Raw genomic sequence first — 721 nt, forward strand, 5'->3', positions numbered from 1 at the left:
CGACACATCGCGCAGCATGTCCGTCGCCACTTTGCGTTCCGCTCGGCCATTCGCCTCGCTGGCCTGAACGTTCACGACCAGACCGTGCCGGTTATCCGTCAGCACATGGCCCAGGTAACTCGGCAAGGCTGGCGCGGCATTGCTCTTGCGATAGAGCCGGCTCTCACCGTCGCTCTTCGATTCGTGCGTTTCATTACTGCGCGATTCGCCATGCCAATTGTCAGGCGGACGATCATCGTCCCCGCCATCCTTGCGCCGGATGCTCTTGTGGCTGGCCCACGCATGGATCGAGGTGCCGTCCACACTGAAGTGCTCGCCCGACAGCAAGCCGCGTTTATGCGCCGTTTCCACCGTCGCGTTGAACAGGTCAGTCACTGCGTCGAACTCGATCAGTCGATCCCGGTTCTTGCTGAACACCGAGTGATTCCACACCGCGTCTTCGATCGACAGGCCGACGAACCAACGGAACAAAAGGTTGTACGAGATCTGCTCGACCAGTTGCCGCTCGCTGCGAATGCTGTATAGCACCTGAAGTAGCATCGCCCGCATCAGCTTCTCCGGCGCAATGCTCGGCCGACCGCCTTTGATGTCCGCTTCGTACATCGCCGAGAACTTGGCATCCATATTCGACAGCGCCTCGTTCATCCAAGTCCGGATCGGGCGCAGCGGAGCAGTTTGCGTGACGAACCCCTGCAGTCTGACTGCACTACACAGGGATACG

The 721-nt window shown here is 59.9% G+C and carries 1 protein-coding gene; it reads right to left on the reverse strand.

Annotated elements, in window-relative coordinates; all coding sequences use genetic code 11:
- Positions 1-714 (reverse strand): IS5 family transposase (locus HWY45_RS36275; protein WP_244111064.1); only part of this gene is annotated, 714 nt, incomplete at its 3' end.
- Positions 715-721 lie beyond the last annotated feature (7 nt).

The sequence above is a fragment of the Burkholderia stagnalis genome (genome assembly GCF_902830275.1).
In the GTDB taxonomy this organism is placed as follows: Bacteria; Pseudomonadota; Gammaproteobacteria; order Burkholderiales; family Burkholderiaceae; genus Burkholderia; species Burkholderia stagnalis.